This is a genomic window from Microbispora sp. ZYX-F-249 (assembly GCF_039649665.1).
Classification (GTDB): Bacteria; Actinomycetota; Actinomycetes; order Streptosporangiales; family Streptosporangiaceae; genus Microbispora; species Microbispora maris.
This window is the reverse complement of record NZ_JBDJAW010000008.1, coordinates 190,683-214,500: the sequence shown is the minus strand read 5'-3', so window position 1 is coordinate 214,500 and position 23,818 is coordinate 190,683. Positions and strand designations below refer to the sequence as shown.

The following is a 23,818-nucleotide window of genomic DNA, read 5'->3' as shown; positions in this document are numbered from 1 at the left end:
GCTCAGACGCGCGTGAGCACGGGACGCGAGCCGAGGCCCGCGTCCCTGGCCCGCAGGGCGGCGTCCACCCGGCTCGGCGCCTCCAGCTTCGCCAGCACGTTGCTCACGTGGTTGCGCACGGTCTTGGTGGCCAGGCACAGCTCGCGGGCGATCTCGGCGTTGGACCTGCCGTCGGCCAGCCGCTCCAGGATCTCGTGCTCCCTCTGGGTGAGGCCGGGAAACGGGCTGCGGGACGGCGGCGTGGTGAGACGGCCGAGGAGCCGGGGCGCCAGCCCGCCGCCGAAAACCATCTGCCCGAGCGCCACGGACCGGACCGCCGCCGCGATCTCCGCGGGCTGCGAGTCCTTCAGCAGGTAGCCGTACGCGCCGGCGCGCAGCGCGCCCAGGAAGCCCGCCTCCCCGTCGTCGTCGCCCAGCGCGAGCACCCGTACGGACGGGCAGCGGCGGCGCAGGGAGTCGAGCCCGTCCAGCATGGCCAGGTCGGCCAGCAGCACCCGCGGCGACAGCCGTACGCACAGGCGGAGGGCGTCGAGGTCGTCGCAGGCCGTGGCGGCGACGGAGAGGCCGTCCGCGTGCGCGGCTTCCTGCTGCAGGGCGGACCGGATCCCCTCGACGTACAGGGGGTGATCGTCGGCGATCACGACGGTGATCGCGCCGGAGGAGTCAGTCATCGTTCATCTGTCTTCGTCTCGCCGATGGGGAGCGCGGGCCCTGCGGTCCGGCCGTCGTCGTCGTGGACAGACTGCCGGGGCGCGCTTGTGAGCCGGTTGGCAACGGCTTGTATGGGGCCTCGACGGCGCGCCTCCGCCGATTCGGGCGCCCGGGCCGCTATGGTTGGCGCTCCTATGGCTGGACGTCTTGGTCGGGTCGGCCCCTACGCGCTGCAGGAGCGGCTGGGCCGGGGTGGCATGGGTGAGGTGTACCTCGCCGTCGGCCGCCGGGGCGACAGCGTCGCGGTCAAGATGCTCCGCGACCCCATCGAGCACGACCCGGACGCCCGATTACGACTCGAACGCGAGGTCCGGGCGCTGCGCCGGGTCGAGAGCCCGTACGTCGCCCAGGTGCTCGACGCCGACCTGTCCGGCGACCGGCCGTACCTCGTGATGGAGTACATCGAGGGGGAGAACCTCCTCGACGCCGTACGGCGGCGCGGGCCGCTGCAGGAGTCCCGGCTCATCGCGCTGGCGCAGGGCCTCGCGGCCGCGCTGGCGATCATCCACGCGGCCGGGGTCGTGCACCGCGACGTCAAGCCGGCCAACGTCCTGCTGGGCGAGGACGGGCCGGTGCTGATCGACTTCGGCATCGCCCAGGTGCTCGACGCGACGCGGGTCACGATGACCGGCGCGTTCCTCGGCACGCCCGGCTACTGCGCTCCCGAGGTGTTCTCGGACGAGACGGTGGGGGAGCCCGCCGACGTCCACGGCTGGGCCGCCACCGTGGCGTTCGCCGCCACCGGACGGCCGACCTTCGGGCGGGGCACGGCGGAGTCGCAGATGTACGCCGTGCTCAACGGCAAGGCCGATCTCGTGGGGGTCCCCGCGGCCCTGCTGCCGCTGGTGCGGGCGGCGCTGCACCGCGACCCGGCCCGCCGTCCCACCGCGGCCCTGCTGGCCGACCGCCTGTCCCGGCTCGCCCGGGTCAGCGAGACGTCCGCCGCCGACCGTGTCACCGACCGCGTCACCGACCGTGTCACCGACAGGGCGGCCGACAGGGCCGACAGGAGCGCCGATCGCGCCGCCGACAGGGTCGGGGCGGAGGCGGTCGCGCGGGTCCGCGCGGAGGCGCCCGCCCGTACGGCGACGGGGCAGACCGCGGACCCGGCGGCAAAGGGCCAGGCCGCGGAGCGTCCACGTGGGCGCGGCGGGACGGGCGCACAGGCCAGGTCCGCCGGCGGCCGCGCGGACACCCACGCGCCCGAGGGGGCGCTCGGCATCCCCACCGGGAACGCCGCCCTGGTCCTGGTCGCCCTGCTGGCCGTCCCGTGCGTGGTGGCGTCGGTGATCTACCCGCTCGCGACCTTCGCGATCACGGCGGCCTTCGCCGTGGTGACCAGGGCCGTGTGGACCAGCCACTGGCTGGTGCGCGGCCGCAGGCCCGGCCGCGCCCGCGCACTCCTGCGCGCGCTGGCGTTCCCGCTCACGCTCGCGGGCTCGCTGCTGTCGGCCGCCGCGTGGCCGGGGCTGCCCGCCGCCGCGGCGGCGTTCGCGGCGCTGTGGGCGGGCTCGGGGGCGCGGCTGGAGCCGGAGTGGTGGACGCGGCCCGTGCCCGTCACCATCGCCGGCGTCGCGTTCGGCGTCGTCAGCGGCGCGATCATCGGACGGGAGATCGAGCGCGCGGGAGCGGCCATTCCCGGCCTGCGGCGGGAGGGCCTGCGCGCGCTCGCCGTCCTGGGCGGCTTCGTCGCGCTCTGCGCGGCGGCCGTGCGCGCCCTGGCCTTCTTCTTCTGACGGCCTTCTTTCTGACGGCCGCGGGCAGCCCGCGGGCGCGTCCCGGGGTCAGTTCTCGCGGCGGGCGAAGCGGTTGAAGATACGCTCGCCGGCGTTGACCGCGCCCTCGGCGACGTCGCGCAGCACGCCGATGAACGGGTCCTGCGACTGGGCCCAGGACTCGCGGTAGGAGTTGGCCGCCGCCTTGATCTCTTCGGTGATCTTGGCGTTGGCGTCGTCCTCCCGCCGGGGGTAGTCGCCCGCGATGATGCGCTCGTACTCGCCGCTGCGACGCCACCGGTCGAGCTCGGCGACCCGGGTCACCGCGAAGGGGTGGGTGGTGCCGAGCATGTTGAGGACCTTCAGCAGACCGTCCCGCACGTCGCCGGCGGTGTCGTACTCCCTGGCCTGGTCGAGGAACGCCTCGATGTTCATCTCGTGCAGGCGCGAGCCGCCGGCGAGCTTCATGAGCGCCCGCAGCGCGGCGTCGGGGTCCTGCCCGGCGAGCAGGCCGCCGCGGTCGGCGGACATCTCCGCCTTGCGCTGCCATTCCTCCAGGGCGGCGACGATGACCCGAAGGCCGATGTAGCCGAGCGGGATCCAGGCGACCCGCGTGGCCAGGCGGGTCAGGATCGCGAGCATCGTGCCGTAGACGGCGTGACCCGACAGGATGTGCGAGGTCTCGTGGCCGATGACGAAGCGCAGCTCCTCGTCGTCCATCAGGTCGAGCAGCCCCGTCGAGACGATGATGAACGGCTCGTCGAAACCGATCGCCATCGCGTACGCCTTCGGGTCCTGCTGCACGTAGATCTCGGGGATCTTGTGCAGGTCGAGGATGTAGGCGCTGTCGCGGCCGATGTCGTGCAGGGCGCGGAACTGGGTGTCGGTGGTGCGCACCGCGGAGGCCAGGAACATCAGGCGGAGCCGGCGCTCGCTGAACAGGCCGGACGTGCGCTTGAGCACCGCGTCGAACCCGGACAGCGAACGCATCGCGACCAGGGCGGAACGGTCGGCGGGATGTTCGTAGGCTCGTGAGCTGATGCCGGTCAGCTGCACGCGATTGCGATCGGGAGTGGTCATGTCCCGCATGCTATGTCTCACAAGCCGGGCGCGCGCGGGACGCCGTGAGGAGCCCGGGCCGGCCGGGCAGGGGCCGGTTTCGGGCGTGGTCCGGCAGGCGCGTTATCGTCCGTGCATGCGAAACGGGACGGCGATCCGGAGACTGGGCGTGATGGGCGGGACCTTCGACCCGATCCACCACGGCCACCTGGTGGCGGCCAGCGAGGTGGCCCACCACTTCGATCTCGACGAGGTGGTGTTCGTCCCGACCGGGCGGCCCTGGCAGAAGGCCGAGCAGACCGTGTCCTCCACCGAGGACCGCTACCTGATGACGGTCATCGCCACCGCCTCGAATCCCCGCTTCTCGGTCAGCCGGGTGGACATCGACCGGCCCGGCCCGACGTACACGATCGACACGCTGCGGGACATCGCCGCGGTGTACGGCCCGGGGGTGGAGCTGTACTTCATCACCGGCGCCGACGCGCTCGCGCAGATCCTCAGCTGGCGCGACGTCGACGAGCTGTTCACCATCGCGCACTTCGTCGGCTGCACGCGGCCCGGTCACACGCTGCAGGACCCCGGCCTGCCCGCGGGCAAGGTCAGTTTGGTCGAGATCCCGGCCCTGGCGATCTCCTCCTCCGAGTGCCGCGACCGGGTGGCCGCCGGGGAGCCCATCTGGTACCTGGTCCCCGACGGCATCGTGCAGTACATCAACAAGCGCCACCTGTACCGCGATCCGGAGTCCTGACGGCCCGTCGCCGGTCCCGCAGGCCGTACGCCGCGGCGAGCGCGCCGGCGAGCGCCGCCGCGTACAGCACCGGACGGTGGGAGGTCAGGGCGAGGAGTCCCGCGCCGAGGGCCATCCCCACGGCCGTCGGCACGAACAGCAGGCTGTTGGCGGTCGCGGACACCGTGGCGAGCAGGTCGCGGGGTGTGATCCGCTGTACGGCGGTGAAGGCGGCGACCAGCACCCAGGGCAGGCCAAGCCCCGACAGCAGGCTCGCCGCCGCCACGACGGGCTCCGAGGGGGTGGCGCGCAGTGCCACGGAGACGGCGAAGAGGAGCCCTCCGGCGGCGGACAGCCGCGCCTCCCCGGCCCGGCGCAGCACCGGCCCCGCGATCAGGCCGCCGAGGACCGTGCCGCCGCCCTGGATCGCGGACAGCACACCGGTGAAGCCCGGCTCCCGGTGCAGGCCGTGGTCGACCACGGCGAAGACGGCCGCGCCGTTGACGCCGGAGACCAGCATCAGCACCGCGCCGGACAGCACGAGGCGGCGCAGGAACGGGTCGCCGAACAGGAAGCGCGCCCCGTCCGCCGTCCGGGCCGCCCACCCGCGCGCCGCGGGGGCGCGAGATCCGGCCGTGCGCGGCAGGCGCAGTGAGGCGAGCAGCCAGGCGCAGGCCGCGAAGGTGGCCGCGTCGAGCGCGACCACCGCGTCGCCGCCCGCGACGGTGAACAACCCGGCGCCGAGCAGGGGCGCGGCGAGACGCGTGCCCTCCGACGCGCTCATGCGCAGGCCGTTGACCTCGGCCAGCAACGCCTCCGGGACGGCCGCGGGCAGGACGGCCGCCTCGGCCGCGTCGAGCAGGACGAAGCTCACGCCGTAGAGCACCAGCACCGCGAACAGCAGCCAGACCTGCGCGGGGGAGCGGACCAGGAAGAGCAGGCACAGCACCGCGCCCATCACGACGTTGGTCCAGATGAGCACGGGCCGGGCGCCGAGGACGTCGGCCAGCGCGCCGAGCGCGGGCCCGGCCGCCGTCGGCGCCCAGAAGCAGAACGCGGTGAGACCGGCGAGGCTGTCCGACCCGGTCAGCGACTTCACCCAGATGCCCGCGACCAGGGACATGGCCATGGTGCCGAAACCGGAGACGACGACGGCGCTCAGGTAACGGCGGGCGTTGCGGTCGGCGAGAGCGGCTTTCACGACGATCGATGATCGCCTCAAGCAACCCCCAAGTCAATGCTTGGGGGTTGTGATGGTGTTTACTTTCCGCCATGGCGGAGTCGGATCCCAGGCTCAGGGCGCTCGCGCATCCGATGCGGCTGCGCATGCTCTCGCTCATGTGGGGCGAGCCCATGTCGGCGGCCGAGCTCTCCCGCGAGCTGGGCATCTCGCACGCCCTCGCGAGCCACCACCTGCGCTGCCTGGACGACGCCGGGCTGGCCGAACTCGCCGACGTACGGGTCCGGCGCGGCGGCCGGGAGCGCCGCTACCGGGCGGTGGGAGGCACCCCGCTGACCGAGCAGCGGGACGATTTCCCGCTGCTCGCCGAGGCGCTGGCGCGGTCGCTGCGCGAGCGGGCCGGGCGGCGGCGGGCGGGCGAGGAGGGGGTGACGGCCGACGCGGAGCTGTGGGTCGAGCCCGAGCTGTGGCACGACGTCCGCCGCAGGATCCTCGCCGCGATCGTCGACCTGCACGACGGTGCGGCGGCCCCGCACACGCCGGGCACCATCCGGGTCGGCGCCACCGTCGCGGCCTTTCCTCTGATGGAATCGACGGGCTCCGGAGGACGTTGAAATCCTGATCCCGGGCATAACACCGGAATCGACAGGGTGTGCCGGTAGGGTCGTGGCCGGGAAAGCCGGTTGTAGGGGACACGTGGACTGTGCACCCTGGTAAAGAGCCCGTCAACGGAGGACAGAACCGAATCGTGACAGCATCCGAGAGATCGATCCAGCTCGTGCGGGTGGCGGCCGAGGCCGCCGCCGAGAAGCTGGCCGACGACATCATCGCCTACGACGTGAGCGACCAGCTCGTCATCACCGACGCCTTCCTCCTCTGCTCCGCCTCCAACGACCGCCAGGTCCGCGCGGTCGTCGACGAGATCGAGGAGCGCCTGCGCGTCGAGGCCGACGCCAAGCCCGTACGCCGTGAGGGCGAGCGGGAGGGCCGCTGGGTCCTGCTCGACTACCTCGACATCGTGGTGCACGTGCAGCACGAGGAGGACCGCAACTTCTACGCGCTGGAGCGCCTGTGGAAGGACTGCCCGTCCATCGAACTGCCGGAGAGCGTCAAGCGCGTGGCCGAGCAGCGCGGGCACGGAGCGGCCCGGTGACGAACGCCATCATCGGGGCGGCGCGATGAGCCGTCGCGTCGTCTGCCTTCGGCACGGGCAGACGCTGTGGAACGTCGAGAAACGCTTCCAGGGGCACACCGACATCGCGTTGGACGAGACCGGCATCGCGCAGGCGGCCCGGGCGGCCTCCCTGCTCGCGGCGCTGCGGCCCACCATGCTGGTCTCCTCCGACCTGCGGCGCGCGTACGACACCGCCTCGGCCCTCGGCCGGCTCACCGGACTCGACGTCGCCGTGGACAAGGACCTGCGCGAGCGCGGCGGCGGCGAGTGGGAGGGCCTGACCCGCGACGAGATCAGGGCGGGCTGGCCGGTCGAGTACGAGGCGTGGGAGGCCCCGGGCGGCGAGGACGTGGCGTATGTCGCCGACCGCGTCGCCGGTGCGATCGGGCGCTGGGCGTCCCGCCTCGACGAGAACGGCCTGCTGGTCGTCGCCTCGCACGGCGCCGCGCTGCGGCTCGGCATCTGCCGGTTGCTCGGGCTGCCGCAGGAGCTGTGGTCCGCGCTCGGCGGTCTGGGCAACTGCTCGTGGTCGGTCCTGGAGGAGGGCCGCCGCGGCTGGCGCCTGCTGGAGCACAACGCCGGCACGCTGCCGGAGCCGATCAGCAGCGACGACAGCCCGGCCGCCACCGCCGACTCCTGATACGGGTGGGACCGGTGACGATTAGGTAAACGGACGGGCATCCCTATATGCTCTCCGAGCGCCGCGCCGGGAGCACCCGGAGCGGTGGCAAGGGGCTATAGCGCAGCTGGTAGCGCACTTCCATGGCATGGAAGGGGTCTGGGGTTCGAATCCCCATAGCTCCACCCACGACGACTGGAACTTTCACGTCCGTCTCCCGATGACCTGCGCTCCCGCCCAGCGCCTCGCCGCGGGCGTTGACTCGCCTCCGGCCGCCGGCCGACTCTTCCGAGCGTGAGACGTCACAGCGCTCTTCTCCTCGCGGCCGCCGTGGTGGGCTCGGCCATCACGGTTCCGGCCCCGGCGCGCGCGGCGGCGTGGGAGACGGTCGTCGACACCGGCTCGTTCTCCGGCTACGCCGCCCTCGAGTCGGAGTGGAAGTACCTGTATCCGTGGGGATCCGACCACAACGGCTCCGCCCGGATGTACGGCTCGCCGAGCGACCACAACCACATCGCGCTGTCCGGCGGTGTGCTGACGCTGACGGCCACCCGGATCACCTGGGACGAGGGCACGAGCAGCGCCGACCCGCATCCGGCGATCCACTACCACTCCGGCGCGATCCACGCCCGGGACCAGGTCGTGGTGAACGACCAGTTCCCCAACTGGGAGGTCAAGGGAGACTTCCAGGCGCCGTCGTCCCGGGGGACCTGGCCGGCGTTCTGGCTCACCGGGGTGAACAGCTGGCCGCCCGAGAGCGACATCCTGGAGTTCAAGGGCGACGGCCGCAACTGGTTCAACACGTTCCGGACCTCGTCCGACGTGGACAGCACGGTCGTGGGCGTCTCGTCGCCCGGTTCCTGGCACACCTACCGGGCGTGGATCACCAAGGTGAGCGCCACGGACGTGGACATCCACTACTACGTCGACGGCCAGTGGAAGGCCGTCCACCACGCCCGTGGCTTCGTCGGCAAGCCGATGTGGCTGATCATCAACCTGCAGATGGAGGGCTCGTCCGGCTCGCCGGGGCCGAGCGCCGCCACCTACTACCGCGCCCGCAACGTCTACGTCGGCCGCTCCCGAGCCTGACGAGGGGTCAGAGGCTCTTGAGATAGGCGAGGGACGGCATGAAGAAGTACTCGCCGCCCTTCATCGTCACGGTCTGGGGGACCTGCCGCTGGGGCGCGCTGAGTTTCGTGCCGCCCCACGTCTTCGGGTAGCGCACCTTGACCTCCCGCTTGCCCTGGCCGATCACCGGGTCGTGGCCGGTGTCGCCGGCCGGGAAATCGGGGTTGTCGGCCCAGGTCTGCTGGGTGAACTCGAACTGGTTCTGCAGGCTGGAGTTGAACGCCATGAACAGCAGGCCCACCCCGCCCGTCGGCCTGGTCTCCGGACCCGCGTCGTCCCACGGCCTGTCGGTGCGCCTGCCGTACGTCTGACCGCGCCGGGCCATCATGACGCCGAGGGCGCGCTCCAGGCCGCCGTCCCGCGAGTCACGCGGGTTGGCCTTGCGGATGTGCGCGCTCACCGGGCACTTCGCCCCGGGGTCGTCGCGGTAGCTGAAGTCGTTCTGCACCGGGTGTCCATCGGAACTCGGCTTGCCGTGCAGCCGCAGCGGGGTGCCGTTGCGGAACCGGCCCACCAGCATCGCGCCCGCGAGCGGCCGGTCGTCTCCCTTCAGGCCGAGCGCGTCGGCGAGGGCCTCCTCGGCCTCGCGGAACGCGCGGACGTTCTGCTCCAGCTTGCGCAGGACGAGGTAGCTGCCGAAGTGCCGGCTCGGATGGGGAGCGAGGGGGTCGGGGACGAGCACGTGGCTCAGCGGGAAGAACGGGTTCCAGTTGGTGCCGGACTCGGCGGCCACCTGGTCGGCGAGGAACAGCGGCTGGCTGCGGCCGTCCACGTAGCCGAAGTGCTCGATGCCCCGTCCCTGGGCGTCGCGCAGGCCCTCGCCCTTCTCCTCTCCGACGATCTTCGCGCTCTTCGGCAGCAGCGCGAGGACCCGCGTGCGGGTGGCGGCGACCGGCTCGGACGTGGCGTCGCCGATCAGCACGATCGCGTGGATCTCCTCCTGGTAGTGCTTCTCCCAGGCGCCGACCGCGGGGTCGCTCAGCGTGTCCTTCCGCCGCTTCATGCCCGACTTGAACGCGTTGTCGGTGAATTTCGTGGTGGATTCGCCCAGTTTGAGATAACCGAGCTTGCTGATTCCCACGCCCACGTACGGCGTGCCGGGCTTCTTCGAGCGGTTGAAGTCGCGGACCTCCTCCAGGTGCTTCCTGGCCGATTTCATCAGCGGCACGAGGGAGCGCAGGAAGCGCCTGCCGTCCGGGCCGTCGCCGAAGCGCACCAGCAGCAGGGACATGCTTTCCCGTACGTGCCCCTGCAGAATGTTCGGCTGCAGGTTGTCGAGCATCGCTTTGGTGTCGGCGTCGAGTTTCGCCGAATCCCATGCGAGCGGTTTTCCGTTGGACAGGTCGACCGGCATGTCGATTCCTTCCCCGTAGTGGAAATGTCGGGCCCCCACCGATAAGAGTCATCATCCACGGAAAAGGTTCGGTGCGCTCTGACTTTCCCTGTGCGGGACACGCCAGGTCAGGCCTATTCCGCACCACGCGGGTAGTGATCGGTCATGACGAAGAGACGGCCTGTCGGCGTTGAAGAGGAGTTCCTTGTCGTCGATCTCGAGACCCGGCGGCTGACGCCGCTGGCGGAGTCGATGCTGGAGAGGCTGCCGGACGAGGGGTTCGCGGCCGAACTGCAGCGGTCGGTGGTGGAGACCAACAGCACCCCGATGGAAGACCTGGCCGACGTACGGGCCGAGATCGTACGGCTGCGCCAGGCGCTCGTGTCGGCCGGCGAGCCGCTGGGGGTGGGCGTCATCGCCTCCGGCACGACCCCGATCACCGGCATCGAGGGCTACACGTTCACTCCCGGGGAGCGCTACCGCTACCTGTCGGAGTCCTACCGGTTCCTCGCCGAGGAGCAGCTCATCTGCGGGGCGCAGGTGCACGTGGAGATCGACGACAGGGACGTGGCGGTGCTCGCCGCCCAGCGCGTCGAGGCGTGGCTTCCCCCGCTGCTCGCGCTCAGCGCCAGCTCGCCGTACTGGATGGACGAGGACAGCGGGTACGCCAGCAGCCGGGCGCTGACCTGGCAGCGCTGGCCGACGGCCGGGCCCCTGGGCCCGTTCGCGGACGCGGCCGACTACGACAGGACGGCCGAGGACCTGGTGGCCTCAGGCGTCATCGAGGATCGGGGCATGGTCTACTTCGACCTGCGGCTCAGCGCCCACGTGCCGACCGTGGAGATGCGCATCTGCGACTCCTGCCCGCTCGCCGACGACGTGGTGCTGCTCGCCGGGCTCTTCCGCGCCCTCATGACGAGGGAGATGGAGGCCGTGGAGCGGGGCGAGCCGCCGACCGGCGAGCAGCGTCTGGCGCTGCTGCGCGCGGCCAACTGGCGGGCGGCGCGGGACGGGCTGGAGGGCGACCTGCTGTCCCCGTTGACGAGCCGGCCGGAGCCGGCCCCGCGGCTCATCGCCCGGATGCTGGAGGAGCTGCGGCCGACCCTGGAGGACCTCGGCGACTGGGAGACCGTCTCGGAGCTCGCCGACGCCGCGCTGCGCCGGGGCAGCTCCGCCTCCCGCCAGCGGGGGGCGTACGCGGTCGAGGGAAAGCCGGAGGACGCGGTCGACCTGCTGCTCGCCGAGACCCGGCAGCGCTAGTCGCCAGGTGCACGTGACGGGGCGGGCGAGCGGGCCGATACCCTACTGGCCATGTCACTGGCCATGTCTGCGATCCCCGCCCCGAGCGCGGCGTGAACGGCGCCTACTCCGGCTGGCTGATCGGCGCAGCCCTGCTGCTGGCGCTGGCCGCTGTCGTCACCGCCGTACGGGACAGGCCGATGGGGCCGGTGCTGCTGGCCGGGCTGGGACTGCTTGAGCTGGCCGTGCTCGCGCAGGCGGGTCTCGCGCTCGCCGGGCTCGGCCACGTCGCAGAGAAGGCGACCTTCATCGGCTACCTGGCGGGCACCGCGGTGATCCCGCCCGCCGCCATGTGGTGGGGCCGTGCGGAGCGTACGCGCTGGGGCCCGGGGGTCATCGCCGTGGCCGCCTTCACCGTGGCCGTGATGACCGGGCGGCTGCTGCAGATCTGGAACGCGGGCGCATGAGCGCTCCTTCCGGCACCGGGCCGGGGCGCGTGCTCGTGGCCGTGTACGGGATCTTCGCGCTGGCCGCGACGTCCCGCGCCGCCGTGCAGATCGCCACGCGGTTCGCCGAGGCGCCGCTGGCGTACGCGCTGTCGGCGTTCGCCGGGGTGGTCTACATCGTGCTCACGGTGGCGCTGGCCCGGGGCGCCCGGCGCCTGGCGGTGGCCGCCTGCCTGGTCGAGCTGGCCGGAGTGCTGGTCGTCGGCACGCTGAGCCTGGCCGACCCCGCCGCCTTCCCGGACGAGACCGTGTGGTCCGGGTACGGCAGCGGGTACCTCTTCGTGCCGCTCGTGCTGCCGGTCGTCGGTCTGCTCTGGCTGCTGCGCGGCGTCCGCCGCTCGTAGCGGCCCTTTCGCAGAGCAGCGGAAGCCCGCGGGAAGCCGGGAACAAATGAGAGCGATGGGGGCTTTGGTATGTTGCCAATCGTAGGATGACTGGATGAGGGGAGATGTTGCGGCGATGAGTGCCGTCGAGACGCGGAGGGGCGTGCTGCGAGCACCATGGAGATCACCATGGGGAGCACGGCGCGGATCGATGGCCTGGCTGATCGCCGGGGGTATCGCTCTCGCCGCGTTGAACCTGCGCACCGCGGTGACCAGCGTGGGGACCGTTCTCGACGAGGTGAGCACGGGCCTCGGCATGTCGGGGGCGATGACGGGGCTCCTCACCACGCTGCCGGTGATGAGTTTCGCCCTGTTCGGCGCCCTGACGCCGGCCATGTCCCGCAGGATGGGGGAGCACAGGCTGCTGCTGGCCGCGATCGTCCTGCTCGCGGCAGGGCAGGCCGTGCGCTCGCTCGTCGACTCGGCCGTGCCGTTCATGGCGGCCAGCACGGTCGCGCTGGCGGGCGGCGCGGTCGGCAACGTCGTCATCCCCGCGCTGATCAAGCGGCACTTCCCGCGGCGGGCGGGCGCGATGACCACCGTCTACTCGACGGCCCTCGCGGCCGGGACGATGGTCGCCGCCGCCGCGACCGTTCCCGTGCAGCAGGCCGCGGGAGGCAACTGGCACGTGGCACTCGGGGTGTGGGCGGTTCTCGCCGCCGTCGCCGCGATTCCGTGGCTCGCGCTCAGGCGCGGTGAGCCGGAGCGGCGCGACACCTCCGTGAAGGCCGGAGCCGACGGCCTCCTGCGCAGCAGGCTCGCCTGGGCGGTGGCCGGTTATTTCGGCTCGCAGTCGCTCATCGCGTACGTGATGTTCGGCTGGCTGCCGCTGCTGCTGCGGGACAACGGCTACACCGCCGGGCAGGCCGGTCTGGTCCTCGCCGTGTTCACCGGGCTCGGCATCCCCGTCTCCATGGCGGTGCCCGCGCTGGCGACCCGGCTGTCCGGCCAGCGCCCGATGGTGATCGTCTTCGCCGTCCTGTACGCGGTGGGCTTCGCGGGCCTGCTCACCGGGCAGGCACTGTGGGCGTGGTCGATCCTCGTGGCCGTCGGCGGGGGCACGTTCCCGCTCGCGCTGGCGATGCTGGCCATGCGGACCCGCACCGCGGCGGGCACCGCCGCGCTGTCGGCCTTCGGGCAGAGCGCCGGTTATCTCATCGCGGGTGCGGGGCCGATCACGTTCGGCCTGCTGCACCAGGTGAGCGGGGGGTGGGTGCTGCCGTTCGGCCTGCTGTTCGCCGCGCTCGCCGTGCAGGTGGTCACCGGCTGGTACGCCGCGGCCGACCGCGTGCTGGAAGACGAGACCGTGGTCACGCCCGGGTCCGCGCCCGGCGGGCGGCGCGACGACCATGTCTCCCGGGGCGTGCGCGACCTCGTGGTGGGGCGGATGCGCGGGTCGGCCGACAAGGCGCGGCGTGCGCGGTCGCGCCTGACCCGTCCGGCCGGACGGCGCGGTGCGGGCCGGGGAGATGATCGCCGCAGGTCGGCCTCCCGCTGAGCTCGCGCGCCCGGGTTTACCTCTCCCTCTCGGGGCAGGCGTAAGTGCAGAAACCCACGAGAGAAGGAGAAGGCATGAGCTCGATCGAGCAGTCAATCGACGTGAATGTCCCGATCCGCACCGCGTACAACCAGTGGACGCAGTTCGAGAGCTTCCCGGAGTTCATGGAGGGCGTGGAGTCGGTCAAGCAGATCGGCGACACGCGCACCGACTGGGTCGTCGAGATCGCCGGTGTCCGGCGGGAGTTCGAGGCGGAGATCACCGAGCAGCACCCCGACGAGCGGGTGGCCTGGCGCTCGGTGGACACGCCGCGGCAGGCCGGCGTCGTCACCTTCCACCGGATCGACGACGACACCACCCGCGTCACCCTGCAGATGGAGTACGACCCCGAGGGCTTCCTGGAGAAGGCCGCGGACGCCCTGCAGATCGTCCGCATGCGGGTCAAGGGCGACCTGGAGCGTTTCAAGACGTTCATCGAATCGCGCGGCAGCGAGACCGGCGCCTGGCGCGGTGAGGTTCCCGGCCCGCACCAGCAGGGCGGCACGGGCACCGGCGGGTCCGGCACGGGGTATGACATCGGCGAGCCGATGCCGCCCCGGACGGTGAACCCCGAGTATCCGCGCGAGACGCCCCTGCCGCCGCCCGGCACCGGCCCGATCCCGCCCGCTCCCGGCACGGGTCCCGTCCCCGGCACCGGCCCGCTGCCGCCGCGCGACACGCCCGGTCCGCTGATCTGATCCACGCATCGGCAGGCCCATCTCCCGATATTCGGGAGATGGGCTTGTTATTTGCACGAGATCGGAAATTTATTTTGCCATGATATGATGGGAAAACATTCTTATAGCCTCACGGGTGTATCCATTGACGCGATCGAAAGGGATGCAGCCCGTGTGCTACGAACCCGATGCCATGCCCCCCGTCCACGGCTCTCCGCGTACGACGGTGACGTCCGGGCGTGTCGTCCTCACGTCGGCCGACGGGGCGAGGTTCGCCGCCTTCCTGTCCCGCCCCGGCCGCCCGTCCGGTCCGGCGGTGCTCGTCCTGCCGGACAACCGGGGGCTGTCGGGGTTCTACGAGCGTCTCACCGAGCGGCTCGCGGAGCAGGGCCACACCGCTCTCGCCATCGACTACTTCGGGCGTACGGCCGGCACCGGCACCCGGCCAGACGACTTCCCCTTCATGGAGCACCTGGGCCGGGCGCACAAGGACGGGCTCTTCGCCGACATCGCCGCGGGCGCCGCACACCTGCGCGCCGAGGGGCGCGAGGAGGTCGTCTCGCTCGGTTTCTGCTTCGGCGGCAGGCTCGCGTTCATGGCGGCCCGGCCCGGCTTCGGGCTCGCCGGCACGATCGGCCTGTACGGCTATCCGGACGTGCTGTTCGGCAACCCAGGCCCCACGCAGATGGCCGGCGAGCTGCGCGGGCCGATCCTGGGGCTGTTCGGCGGCGCCGACGAGGGCATCTCCCCCGAAGTGGTGGGCGCGTTCGGCGAGGCGCTCGGCAGTGCCGGGGTGGCGCACGAGTTCGTCACCTATCCGGGAGCGCCGCACAGCTTCTTCGAGCTGGGCCGCCCGGAGCTGGCAGAGGCCTGCGCCGACGCCTGGGCGCGCATCCTGGGCTTCCTCGACGGGGAGCGTCCGGCAAGCGTCCGGCAAGCGTCCGGAGAGCGTCCGGGAGAGCGGACAGCCCGAGGCGACCTGACCTCGCCTCGGGCTGCCACGATGCAAGACTAAGCCTTCCCGCCGAGGCCGCGCGCACCGGCACCCCCGAAAGTGCCTAAATGGTGATGCGGTGAGCTGCTCGGGCGCGTTACGGTGCCCGCGTGACATTGATCGTCTCTCCGCCGCCCGCCCGCTAGCGGGCGGCGTCCTCCGGTGAGCCGGGCCCGGGGGCCCGGCCGGTGGCCCCTGCCCGCGTACGGGAATCGGGCCCACCTCACTGGAGAGACGTCGATGAACCACGCTCCAGCCCTGTCCGTACGGCAGGGCCTCGTTTACGTGTCCACCGCCGCGATCGCCTGGGGAACCGGGGGACCGGCGGGGGCGATGCTGCACGGCGCGGGACAGCTGAGTCCCGTCGCCGTGTCGTTCTGGCGCTTCGCCTGCGGCGCGGTGCTCCTGCTCGCCGTCGCCCGCAGCCGCCCCTCCTGGCGGGCGGTGCTGCTCGTCGGCCCCGCGATGGCGGTCTGCCAGGCCGCCTATTTCGCGGCGATCGCCCAGGCCGGGGTCGCGGTCGCCACGATGATCACGATGGGCGCCACCCCGCTCCTGGTGGCGGCCGGCGGCCGGGTCTTCCTGGGCGAACCGCTGCGCCGCAGCGGCCTCGGGTGCGCCGCGCTCGCCGTCTGCGGTCTCGCCATGCTCGTGGGAGGGGCGGACGCGATCACCCCCGCGGGCGCCGGCTACGCGCTGCTGTCGGCGGCGGCCTACTCCCTCGTCACCCTCACGACCCGCCGGATGCCGGCCGACGGCGTGGCCGTGTGGGGGTTCGCCGGGGGTGCGGCCTGCCTGCTCCCGCTCGCCGCCGCCGGAGGGCTCCTGCCCGCCGGGCACGCCGTGACCAACGTGCTGCTGCTCGGTTACCTGGCGGCCGTGCCGACGGCGCTCGCGTACGGGCTGTTCTTCGCGGGGCTGCGCGTCGTGGGCGGCACCACGGCGTCGGCCCTGTCCCTGATCGAACCGCTCGTCGCCGCGGTCATCGGCGTCGTGCTGCTGGGGGAGCGCGTGTCCGCCGTACAGGCGGGCGGCGCGGTCGTGCTCCTGTGCGCCCTCGCCTGGCTCACTCGTGGTGAGCTGCGCGGCCAACCGGCGGGAGCGTCACGGCAGGGCGAAACGAGCTGTTAGCGATACCATCAGGAGGGCGGTAGGGCATACGCGATCACCAGGCGGAACGCGCTTCGCAAGCCTCGTGACGCAACAGTGATCATGTCAACGTTGACAGGGCTCGCTGTTACCGCGAACTCAGGAAACCTGACGAACGAGCGGGGACGCGGCGGATGACGAAAGTCCGGCCTGGAGAGAACCCGGCCGAACGCCCCAGGGCGGCGGTCATGGAGGACGTCGCGGAGCTGGCGGGAGTGTCGGCGATGACGGTGTCGCGAGTGCTGAACGCCCCGGAGAAGGTGCGCCCGGAGACCCGCGCGCGTGTCCTCGCGGCGGTCCGCGAGCTGGACTACCGGCCCAATTCGGCGGCGCGGGTCCTGGTGACCGGCCGCTCGGGCGTGCTGGGAGTCGTCTGCTTCGACACCACGTTGTACGGCCCGGCCTCCACGTTGTTCGGCATCGAGCAGGCGGCCAGGGACAGCGACTACCTCGTCAGCATCGCCAGCCTGCCCGCGCTCAACCGCAGGTGGATCACCAGAGGGATCGACCGTCTGCGGTCCCAGTCGGTGGACGGCGTCATCGTCGTCGCGCCGCACGAGTCGGCCGCCGAGGGGCTGCGGAACCTTCCCCCGGGGCTCCCGGTGGTCGACGTCGGCGGCGGATCGGACCTGCCGGTGCCGGTGGCGGCGGTGGACCAGTACGCCGGCGCCGCCCGCGCCACCCGCCACCTGCTCAGTCTGGGCCACCGCACGGTGTGGCACCTGTCGGGCCCGCCCAACTGGATCGACGCGAGCGGCCGCGTGGCAGGGTGGCGGTCGGCGCTGGAGGCGGAGGGCCGGGAGGTCCCCGATCCGCTGGTCGGCGACTGGACCGCCCACTCCGGCTACGAGATCGGCAAGCGGCTCGCCCGCGAGCCCCACGTGACGGCGATCTTCGTGGCCAACGACCACATGGCGATGGGCGTGCTGCGGGCCCTGCGGGAGGCGGGCCGGCGGGTCCCCGAGGACGTGAGCGTCGTCGGGTTCGACGACGTCCCCGAGGCGGCCTACTTCTGGCCGCCCCTCACCACCGTGCGGCAGAACTTCGGCGAGGTCGGACGGCAGGCGTTCCAGCTCCTGCTGGACCGCATCGCGGGCGCGGAAGGCGAGGCGAGACGCATGGTGGAGCCCGAACTCGTGGTGAGGGAGAGCACCGGCGCGAGGCCCTGAGAGAGCTTCCGCCCGGCTCGCTCGCGAGCCGGCGGAACATCGCGTCTCGCCGGTCTAGGCCCCCGGCGGGACGCGTGGAACACGCCTTCCCTGAGGATCGTCCCCCCGTGCGGGCTGTCGGCCGCGCCGTCCGCTCCGGTGATCGGACACGGCGAGGAACGGCGGCAGGCGTGTCCACGCCTGCCGCCGCTCACGGGTGGAGGCCGCCCCGGGCGGCGGGTCCTACGGCTTCACCTCCAGGGTGAGGGTGGTGCTCGACGGCCGGAAGCGGGCGTCGCCGGAGTAGGAGACGGTGAGCTCGTGCGTGCCGGTCGGCAGGTCGAGGCCGAGTTCGGTCCTGCCCTGGCCGCCGGGGTCGAGCGTGCCCTCGCCGAGGATGGTCGCGCCCTCGGACACGGTCACCGCCCCGGTCGCGCCCTTCGGGCTGAGGCTGTAGTGAACCTGGACCTTCTTGCCCTGCTTCACCTGCTTGGGCGAGGCGTGCGCGGTGACGGTGGTGTCGGCCCGGGTGTCCTTGCCGAGGCGGATGAACGTCACCGAGTGGGCGGGGAAGTCGTAGGTGAACGACTCGGAGAAGCCGCTCACCTCGCGCTCGACGGGGGAGATCTTCGTGGGCTCGGTGAGTGAGTTGACGGCGGCGGGGTCACCGGTGAGCGAGGTGACGACGGCCTTCGGCGCGATCTTGGCGTGGCCGAGGTCGACCGTGCTGCGGACGGCGGTGTCCTGGACGTTGACGGCCTTGATCACGATGTCGCCGGTGTCGCCGTCCTTCGAGACCACCTGGTAGAGCGGCTCGACGGAGGCGTTGTCGATGAAATCGTTGATCTTCTGGCCGTCCAGCCAGGTGGTGATGCGCCGCCCGGCGACCTGAATCTTGATTTTGTAGTCGCGGCCCGTCTGGACCGTCGTGCCGGAGGTCGCGATCGACGACTTGGCGCCGTTGGTGGCCTTCTCGACGGCCGACTGGGTGTTGTTCCAGCCGCCGATGTTCCACCAGTAGAAGTTGCCGGTGTCCTTCGCGCCGAACATCACCAGGAAGCCCTCGGCGCCGCCGGTCTTGCGGGCGGTGACCTCCAGTGTGTAGCCGGACCAGTCCGCCGAGCCGGCCGTGGAGCGGGCGTCGGTCACGTTGGCCGACTGGACGTACGCGCCGTCCTGCACGCCCCACGTCCCCTGACCCGGAGTCCACCTGCCCGCGCCGTCCGAGAAGTCGTCGCTGAACAGGACCGTGCCGTCGGCTGCGGTCACCTTGACGTCGTCGTAGCGGACCTGGGTGCTCCAGGAGCCGAGGCCGATGGCGCCCTTGATGTCGTCCACCGGCAGGGGGCTCGCCTTGTACGTGCTCGGCAGCACGGTGTCGCCCACGTTGCGGGAGAACATGCGCTGCACGTAGTAGCTGGGCGAGCCGTACACCTGGTCGTTGTCGAACCAGATGAGGTCCGGCGTCCAGTTGACGTAGTCGACGTTGGACAGCAGCGGCGCGTACGACGCGAGCTCGACGACGTCGGAGTTGCGCTCGATGCCGGTCAGGTACGACGCCTCGGTCAGCGCGTTCCAGTAGGTGTTGCCCTTCGAGGCGTACTCCCCGACGAAGACGTGCGGGCCGTTGCGGTCGTAGGTGTCGTAGCGGTGGTTGTTGGCCAGGAACCAGCTCGGGTCGTTGTAGTAGTGCTCGTCGACCAGGTCGGCCTTCTGGTCACGCGCGAACTGCCACATGCGGTCGAACCAGGTGCCCTGGGAGGTCTGGCCGGAGTTCGAAAGGATCTTGATGTCCGGATACTTGGCCCGGATCGCGTTCGCGAACTTGGGATAGTTCGTGAAGAACTCGTTGTAGATCTCCTCGTTGCCGAGGCCGATGTACTTCAGGCCGAACGGCTTGGGGTGTCCCATCGCGGCCCGCTTGGCGCCCCAGGTGGTGTCGGCCGGGCCGTTGGCGAACTCGATGAGGTCGAGCGTGTCCTGGACCCAGCGCCGCAACGTGGTCTCGTCGGTCAGCGGCCGGTTCTCGTTGCAGCCGTTGACCCCCACCGACAGGACCGGCAGCGCCTCGGCGCCCAGGTCCTCGGCGAACTGGAAGTACTCGTAGTAGCCGATGCCGTACGTCTGGTTGTAGCCCCAGAAGTTGAAGTTGGTCGGCCGCTCCTCGACCGGGCCGAGCGTCTCCTTCCACTGGTAGATGCGGCGCCGGTCCTGGGTGAGCGAGTACGGGTCGTAGGTGCCGACGTTGGTCACGCAGCCGCCGGGGAAGCGCAGGAAACGCGGCTTGAGCGCCGCGATCGTCTCGGCGAGGTCCTTGCGCATGCCGTTCGGGCGGCCCTTGAAGGTGTCCTCCGGGAACAGCGAGATCATGTCGAGGTCGACCCGGCCGGAACCGCCGGCCAGCACGACCAGGCGTGCCGCGTCGCTGGTCTCGCTCGCGGTGATCGTCGCGGTGTACTTCTTCCACTCGGCCGACTGCGCGTCGATCGTGGCGGTGCCGTACACCTGCGAGCCGTCGGCGTTCTCGATCGTCGCGGTGATCGGGCCGCCGCTGGTGCGCCGGGCGAACAGCGACAGGTCGTACGCCTTGCCGGCCTGCACGGCGATGCCTCTGTTGAAGCCGGCGTTGCGCACACCGACGCCGGTGCCGGGCGTGGCGATGTCGAGCCGCAGGAAGTTGCGGTTGTTGTCGTTCAGCGGGTGGTCGCCGCTGACCGCGGCCGTGCCGGTCGCGCCCCCGCGCTCGACCTTGGTCCACGCGGTCAGGCCGTTGTAGCTCCGGTTGTCGACCGAGTTGAACTCGAAGGACCGGTTCTGCACGAGCTCGGCGTACAGGCCGCCGTCGGCCGCGTGGTTGATGTCCTCGTAGAAGATGCCGTACAGGTTGGGGCCGACCTTGGTGCCGGCCGCGGTGGTGTCCACCGTGAGCTCGCCGACGTCCTTGGCGTAACCCTCGACCTGGAACTTCGTTCCCTGTGCCGCCGAGTCCTGCGCCGTGGCGACGAGCGTGCCGTCGTCCACCGCGACCTGCTTGTCCCCGGCGGACAGGTACACCTTGCCGCCGCCCGCGTCACGCAGCTGGAACGCTCCGGCCGCAGAGCCGAGGCGCAGCGTGGAGTCGTCGGCGACGCGCAGGTAGCCCTTGCCGTTCAGGTCCTTGAGCGCCACCGTGCCGTCGCCCTTGTCCTCGGCGGTGAGCGCGAGGCTCGTCATGCCCTGGGCACCGGAGGCGGTCACCCGCCCGTCCTCGGCGACCGACAGGTACGGCGTCGCGCCGGCCGCGCGCAGCGCGAACGGCCCGGACGGTACGACCGCCCTGCCCTCGGCCGTCTTGACGGCGAAGTAGTCGAAGTCGGCTGTTATGGGCGTGCCGTTCTGCGCGGACAGCGCGAACAGGCCGACCTGCCTGACGTCGAGCGTGGCGGCCACCTTGGACGCCTGCGCCCAGCCGGAGCCGTCCCAGTAGGCGCTGGTGAACTCGTTGCCCGACCTGGTCAGCTTCAGGATCTCCCCGGCCGAGCCGGGGCGGCTCGCGAACGCCGCGGTGAAGGCCGCCTTGACCTCGGTGTCGGTCTCGATCACGTTGCCGCCGGAGGATCCGACGTGGGCGAGGCCGGCGCGGACGTAGTTGTCCCAGTCCTGCCAGGCGAAGATGCCGGCGCTCTGGTAGTCGAGCGCGACCGGGGCGCTGAACTTCGCGACGACCTCGAAGTCTCCGGCCGGGACGTCCATGAGGAAGATGTTCTTGGCCGAGTTGTCGGTCTGGTAGGTGTCGCCTTTCAGCGAGTGCAGTCGCAGGCTGCCGGGCTGCTCGCGCAGCGACCACTGCGTGTCGTCGGGGTTGAGGACCTGCCAGTCGGGACCGAGCGCGGCGGCGTCGAACCGGTCGACGGCCGCGCCCGCGGGGATCGGGTCGGCGGTTTCGGCCCGAGCGGGCGTGGTGAGGACCACGCCCCCCAGCGCACCGCTCACCGTGCCACTCAACAGGGCCGCCGACAAGGCCAGTGACCAGGCCTTTCTGCTCATTCGGGGGGCTCCTCCGGGTTCTGTTAGCGCTAACATCGCCGGGTGGGCGCAGAGTGAGCGCTAACAAGCTGGATTCGGCCCCCAGTTAAAAGCCCTATGGCATGTCCGTCAATAGGACGTTAACGCGATGTTTCGGTGTGACCGGACCGTAACCGGCCGCCTCCTTGACGAGAGGTCGTGTTAACGCTCACAGTCTTCCCAAGCACTTGAGAGGAGCGCCAGTGAGACCGAACGTCGACCGCCGCCCGCCCGTCATGGCCGACGTGGCCAGGCTGGCCGGGGTGTCGCACCAGACGGTCTCGCGGGTGCTCAACGACCATCCGAACGTCCGCGCCGAGACCCGCACCCGGGTCATGCGGGCCATCGACCAGCTCGGTTACCGCCGCAACCTCGTCGCCCGGGCACTGGTCACCAAGCACTCGCGCACGCTGGGCGTGGTCAGCTTCGACACGACGCTGTACGGCCCCGCGAGCACGGTATACGGAATCGAACAGGCCGCGAGGGACGCGGGCTACTTCGTCAGCATCGTGAGTCTGCGAACCATCGACAGGGCCGGCGTGAACGACGCGATCGGCTACCTCGCCGAGCAGGGGGTGGACGGCATCGTCGTCGTCGCCCCGCAGCGTTCGGCGGCCCGGGCGCTCGACGACCTGCCGGCGGGCATGCCCGCCGTGGCCGTCGAGGGCTGGCATCAGGGCGACGTCTCCGTGGTCAGCGTCGACCAGGTCGAGGGCGCCAGGCTGGCGACCTCGCACCTGCTCGACCTCGGGCACGAGACCGTCTGGCATGTCAGCGGCCCGGCGGACTGGCTGGAGGCCGAGGGCCGGATCGAGGGCTGGCGCGGGGTCCTGACCGCCGCGGGCCGGCCCGTCCCCGGCCCGTTGACCGGCGACTGGAGCCCGCGCTCGGGTTACCGGGCCGGCAAGCAGCTCGCCGCCATGGCCGGCGACGTCACCGCGGTGTTCGTCGCCAACGACCAGATGGCGCTCGGCCTCCTGCGCGCGTTCACGGAGGAGGGGGTGAAGGTCCCCGAGCAGATCAGCATCGTGGGCTTCGACGACATCCCTGAGTCGGAGTTCTTCTCCCCGCCGCTCACCACCATCAGACAGGACTTCGGGGCCGTCGGCAGGCGCAGCATCGACGTGCTGCTCAGGCAGATCGAGTCGGGCGAGCCGCTCCCTCACGAGCGTCTCGTCGTGCCTCCCCAGTTCGTGCTCAGGGGAAGCACCGCCGCGCTCTAGCCGTACGGAGACAACGAATAATCAGCGCTGCGCCCACCTGGGGTGTTAGCGCTAACAGAAATGAAAGGATCCCCCCAGTGTTGAAGAGGTTCTCGGCACTGATCCTGGCCGGCGCCACGGCCCTGACGATGGCCGGTTGCGGCAGCAGCGACGACGGCTCGACGTCGGCGGGCGGCTCGTCCGGCGGCGACGACAAGATCGTCATGGGCTTCGCCCAGGTCGGCGCGGAAAGTGGCTGGCGTACCGCCAACACCAAGGACATCCAGGAGTCGGCCAAGACCGCCGGCATCGAGCTGAAGTTCTCCGACGCTCAGCAGAAGCAGGAGAACCAGATCAAGGCCATCCGCTCCTACATCCAGCAGAAGGTCGACGTGATCGCCTTCTCGCCGGTGGTCGAGTCGGGCTGGGACACCGTCCTCAAGGAGGCGCAGAACGCGAAGATCCCGGTCATCCTCACCGACCGGGCCGTGGATTCCAAGGACACCAGCCTGTACAAGACCTTCCTCGGCTCGGACTTCGTCGAGGAGGGCAAGAAGGCCGGCCAGTGGCTGGTGGACCAGTACAAGGACAGCAAGGACGAGGTGAACATCGTCCAGCTTGAGGGCACCACCGGCTCCGCGCCCGCCAACGACCGCAAGTCCGGTTTCCAGGAGGTCATCTCCGCCGATCCGAAGTTCAAGGTCATCGCTTCGCAGAGCGGAGACTTCACCCGCGCCAAGGGCAAGGAGGTCATGGAGGCCTTCCTCAAGTCCAACCCCAAGATCGACGTGCTGTACGCGCACAACGACGACATGGGTCTCGGCGCCATCGAGGCGATCGAGGGCGCGGGCAAGGTGCCCGGCAAGGACATCAAGATCATCACGGTCGACGCGGTCCACGACGGCATGCAGGCCCTCGCCGACGGCAAGATCAACTACATCGTCGAGTGCTCCCCGCTGCTCGGCACCCAGCTCATGGACCTCGCCAAGAAGGTCGTCAAGGGTGAGCAGGTGCCCCAGCGGGTGGTGACCGAGGAGACCACCTTCACCCAGGAGCAGGCCAAGGAGGCCCTGCCCAACCGCAAGTACTGATCGGGTTCCGGGCCGCTCCCCCCGCGGGGGGCGGCCCTTCCCACGAGGACCGAGCGATCCTGAGGGGCGCGCCGCCGATCCGGACCGAGGAGTGCGCGGGAGCGAAGCGACCAAGCGCGACGAGGGAGGCGTTCATCTGCGCGCCTCCGGCACGACCAGGCGGGCGTGAGCGTCCCGATGGTGAGCGGGAAACACAGAGGAG

General features: G+C 71.2%; 21 protein-coding genes and 1 tRNA gene. 17 read left to right on the top strand and 5 right to left on the bottom strand.

What is annotated here, in order from left to right; all coding sequences use genetic code 11:
* Positions 1-2: 2 nt before the first annotated feature.
* Positions 3-671 (bottom strand): LuxR C-terminal-related transcriptional regulator, encoded by a 669-nt coding sequence (locus AAH991_RS13110; protein ID WP_346226056.1) that lies wholly within the window; start codon positions 669-671, stop codon positions 3-5.
* 174 nt (positions 672-845) lie between these two features.
* Here AAH991_RS13110 and AAH991_RS13105 point away from each other — a divergent pair, with 174 nt between their 5' ends.
* A complete protein-coding gene (locus AAH991_RS13105; protein ID WP_346226055.1) occupies positions 846-2,447 on the top strand; it encodes a serine/threonine-protein kinase in 1,602 nt (533 codons plus the stop codon).
* Between the two features lie 48 nt (positions 2,448-2,495).
* Here AAH991_RS13105 and AAH991_RS13100 read toward each other — a convergent pair whose 3' ends face one another.
* On the bottom strand, positions 2,496-3,515 hold the full coding sequence (locus AAH991_RS13100) for a M48 family metallopeptidase (protein ID WP_346226054.1): 1,020 nt from the start codon (positions 3,513-3,515) through the stop codon (positions 2,496-2,498).
* Between the two features lie 106 nt (positions 3,516-3,621).
* On the opposite strand from AAH991_RS13100, the gene nadD reads away from it, so the two are divergent.
* Positions 3,622-4,233, top strand: a complete 612-nt coding sequence (gene nadD, locus AAH991_RS13095; protein ID WP_346226053.1) for a nicotinate-nucleotide adenylyltransferase — start codon at positions 3,622-3,624, stop codon at positions 4,231-4,233.
* Here the strand turns inward: nadD and AAH991_RS13090 are convergent.
* On the bottom strand, positions 4,196-5,413 hold the full coding sequence (locus tag AAH991_RS13090) for an MFS transporter (protein ID WP_346226052.1): 1,218 nt from the start codon (positions 5,411-5,413) through the stop codon (positions 4,196-4,198). The genes nadD and AAH991_RS13090 overlap by 38 nt on opposite strands.
* 71 nt (positions 5,414-5,484) lie before the next feature.
* Here AAH991_RS13090 and AAH991_RS13085 point away from each other — a divergent pair, with 71 nt between their 5' ends.
* From AAH991_RS13085 to AAH991_RS13065, 5 genes are all read left to right on the top strand, one after another.
* Positions 5,485-6,006, top strand: coding sequence for a helix-turn-helix domain-containing protein (locus tag AAH991_RS13085; RefSeq protein WP_346226051.1), 522 nt, complete (start codon positions 5,485-5,487; stop codon positions 6,004-6,006).
* A 134-nt stretch (positions 6,007-6,140) separates the two neighbouring features.
* Entirely contained in the window at positions 6,141-6,545 is a 405-nt protein-coding gene (gene rsfS, locus AAH991_RS13080) for a ribosome silencing factor (protein ID WP_030505838.1), read from the top strand.
* A gap of 25 nt (positions 6,546-6,570) precedes the next feature.
* Positions 6,571-7,206: a histidine phosphatase family protein gene (locus AAH991_RS13075; protein WP_346226050.1), complete on the top strand. Its 636-nt coding sequence runs from the start codon at positions 6,571-6,573 to the stop codon at positions 7,204-7,206.
* Between the two features lie 91 nt (positions 7,207-7,297).
* Positions 7,298-7,370, top strand: a tRNA-Ala gene (locus AAH991_RS13070).
* Between the two features lie 109 nt (positions 7,371-7,479).
* A complete protein-coding gene (locus AAH991_RS13065; RefSeq protein WP_346226049.1) occupies positions 7,480-8,274 on the top strand; it encodes a glycoside hydrolase family 16 protein in 795 nt (264 codons plus the stop codon).
* A gap of 7 nt (positions 8,275-8,281) precedes the next feature.
* Here the strand turns inward: AAH991_RS13065 and AAH991_RS13060 are convergent, their stop codons facing one another.
* Entirely contained in the window at positions 8,282-9,667 is a 1,386-nt protein-coding gene (locus AAH991_RS13060) for a Dyp-type peroxidase (protein ID WP_346226048.1), read from the bottom strand.
* A 144-nt stretch (positions 9,668-9,811) separates the two neighbouring features.
* On the opposite strand from AAH991_RS13060, the gene AAH991_RS13055 reads away from it, so the two are divergent.
* The 8 genes from AAH991_RS13055 to AAH991_RS13020 all read left to right on the top strand — a co-directional run bounded on the left by AAH991_RS13055 (position 9,812) and on the right by AAH991_RS13020 (position 17,300).
* Complete coding sequence (locus tag AAH991_RS13055; RefSeq protein ID WP_346226047.1) at positions 9,812-10,906, top strand: carboxylate-amine ligase; 1,095 nt, start codon at positions 9,812-9,814, stop codon at positions 10,904-10,906.
* 92 nt (positions 10,907-10,998) lie between these two features.
* Positions 10,999-11,352, top strand: a complete 354-nt coding sequence (locus AAH991_RS13050) for a hypothetical protein (protein ID WP_346226046.1) — start codon at positions 10,999-11,001, stop codon at positions 11,350-11,352.
* Entirely contained in the window at positions 11,349-11,735 is a 387-nt protein-coding gene (locus AAH991_RS13045) for a hypothetical protein (protein ID WP_346226045.1), read from the top strand. The genes AAH991_RS13050 and AAH991_RS13045 overlap by 4 nt, the downstream gene beginning before the upstream one ends.
* A gap of 190 nt (positions 11,736-11,925) precedes the next feature.
* Complete coding sequence (locus AAH991_RS13040) at positions 11,926-13,272, top strand: CynX/NimT family MFS transporter (protein ID WP_346226044.1); 1,347 nt, start codon at positions 11,926-11,928, stop codon at positions 13,270-13,272.
* Between the two features lie 74 nt (positions 13,273-13,346).
* The gene (locus tag AAH991_RS13035) at positions 13,347-14,009 is read left to right on the top strand and encodes an SRPBCC family protein (RefSeq protein WP_346226043.1); all 663 of its coding nucleotides are present in this window, start codon (positions 13,347-13,349) and stop codon (positions 14,007-14,009) included.
* A 151-nt stretch (positions 14,010-14,160) separates the two neighbouring features.
* Positions 14,161-15,003 (top strand): dienelactone hydrolase family protein, encoded by an 843-nt coding sequence (locus AAH991_RS13030; protein ID WP_346226042.1) that lies wholly within the window; start codon positions 14,161-14,163, stop codon positions 15,001-15,003.
* Between the two features lie 219 nt (positions 15,004-15,222).
* Positions 15,223-16,113 (top strand): DMT family transporter, encoded by an 891-nt coding sequence (locus AAH991_RS13025; RefSeq protein WP_346226041.1) that lies wholly within the window; start codon positions 15,223-15,225, stop codon positions 16,111-16,113.
* Positions 16,114-16,265: 152 nt separating this feature from the next.
* Positions 16,266-17,300, top strand: a complete 1,035-nt coding sequence (locus tag AAH991_RS13020; RefSeq protein WP_346226040.1) for a LacI family DNA-binding transcriptional regulator — start codon at positions 16,266-16,268, stop codon at positions 17,298-17,300.
* A 222-nt stretch (positions 17,301-17,522) separates the two neighbouring features.
* Here AAH991_RS13020 and AAH991_RS13015 read toward each other — a convergent pair whose 3' ends face one another.
* Positions 17,523-21,305, bottom strand: a complete 3,783-nt coding sequence (locus tag AAH991_RS13015; RefSeq protein ID WP_346226039.1) for an alpha-L-arabinofuranosidase family protein — start codon at positions 21,303-21,305, stop codon at positions 17,523-17,525.
* Between the two features lie 254 nt (positions 21,306-21,559).
* Here AAH991_RS13015 and AAH991_RS13010 point away from each other — a divergent pair, with 254 nt between their 5' ends.
* Positions 21,560-22,546, top strand: a complete 987-nt coding sequence (locus AAH991_RS13010) for a LacI family DNA-binding transcriptional regulator (RefSeq protein WP_346226079.1) — start codon at positions 21,560-21,562, stop codon at positions 22,544-22,546.
* A 77-nt stretch (positions 22,547-22,623) separates the two neighbouring features.
* Complete coding sequence (locus tag AAH991_RS13005) at positions 22,624-23,616, top strand: ABC transporter substrate-binding protein (protein ID WP_346226038.1); 993 nt, start codon at positions 22,624-22,626, stop codon at positions 23,614-23,616.
* The last annotated feature ends 202 nt before the right edge of the window (positions 23,617-23,818 follow it).

Excerpts from the sequence above, each read along its gene's own strand:
- AAH991_RS13055 (WP_346226047.1), top strand. The coding sequence starts at position 9,812 with ATGACGAAGAGACGGCCTGTCGGCGTTGAAGAGGAGTTCCTTGTCGTC.
- AAH991_RS13035 (WP_346226043.1), top strand. The coding sequence starts at position 13,347 with ATGAGCTCGATCGAGCAGTCAATCGACGTGAATGTCCCGATCCGCACC.
- AAH991_RS13105 (WP_346226055.1), top strand. The coding sequence starts at position 846 with ATGGCTGGACGTCTTGGTCGGGTCGGCCCCTACGCGCTGCAGGAGCGG.
- AAH991_RS13075 (WP_346226050.1), top strand. The coding sequence starts at position 6,571 with ATGAGCCGTCGCGTCGTCTGCCTTCGGCACGGGCAGACGCTGTGGAAC.
- AAH991_RS13085 (WP_346226051.1), top strand. The coding sequence starts at position 5,485 with ATGGCGGAGTCGGATCCCAGGCTCAGGGCGCTCGCGCATCCGATGCGG.
- AAH991_RS13015 (WP_346226039.1), bottom strand. The coding sequence starts at position 21,305 with ATGAGCAGAAAGGCCTGGTCACTGGCCTTGTCGGCGGCCCTGTTGAGT.
- AAH991_RS13110 (WP_346226056.1), bottom strand. The coding sequence starts at position 671 with ATGACTGACTCCTCCGGCGCGATCACCGTCGTGATCGCCGACGATCAC.
- AAH991_RS13060 (WP_346226048.1), bottom strand. The coding sequence starts at position 9,667 with ATGCCGGTCGACCTGTCCAACGGAAAACCGCTCGCATGGGATTCGGCG.
- AAH991_RS13020 (WP_346226040.1), top strand. The coding sequence starts at position 16,266 with ATGACGAAAGTCCGGCCTGGAGAGAACCCGGCCGAACGCCCCAGGGCG.
- AAH991_RS13025 (WP_346226041.1), top strand. The coding sequence starts at position 15,223 with ATGAACCACGCTCCAGCCCTGTCCGTACGGCAGGGCCTCGTTTACGTG.
- nadD (WP_346226053.1), top strand. The coding sequence starts at position 3,622 with ATGCGAAACGGGACGGCGATCCGGAGACTGGGCGTGATGGGCGGGACC.
- AAH991_RS13010 (WP_346226079.1), top strand. The coding sequence starts at position 21,560 with ATGGCCGACGTGGCCAGGCTGGCCGGGGTGTCGCACCAGACGGTCTCG.
- AAH991_RS13100 (WP_346226054.1), bottom strand. The coding sequence starts at position 3,515 with ATGCGGGACATGACCACTCCCGATCGCAATCGCGTGCAGCTGACCGGC.
- AAH991_RS13045 (WP_346226045.1), top strand. The coding sequence starts at position 11,349 with ATGAGCGCTCCTTCCGGCACCGGGCCGGGGCGCGTGCTCGTGGCCGTG.
- AAH991_RS13040 (WP_346226044.1), top strand. The coding sequence starts at position 11,926 with ATGGCCTGGCTGATCGCCGGGGGTATCGCTCTCGCCGCGTTGAACCTG.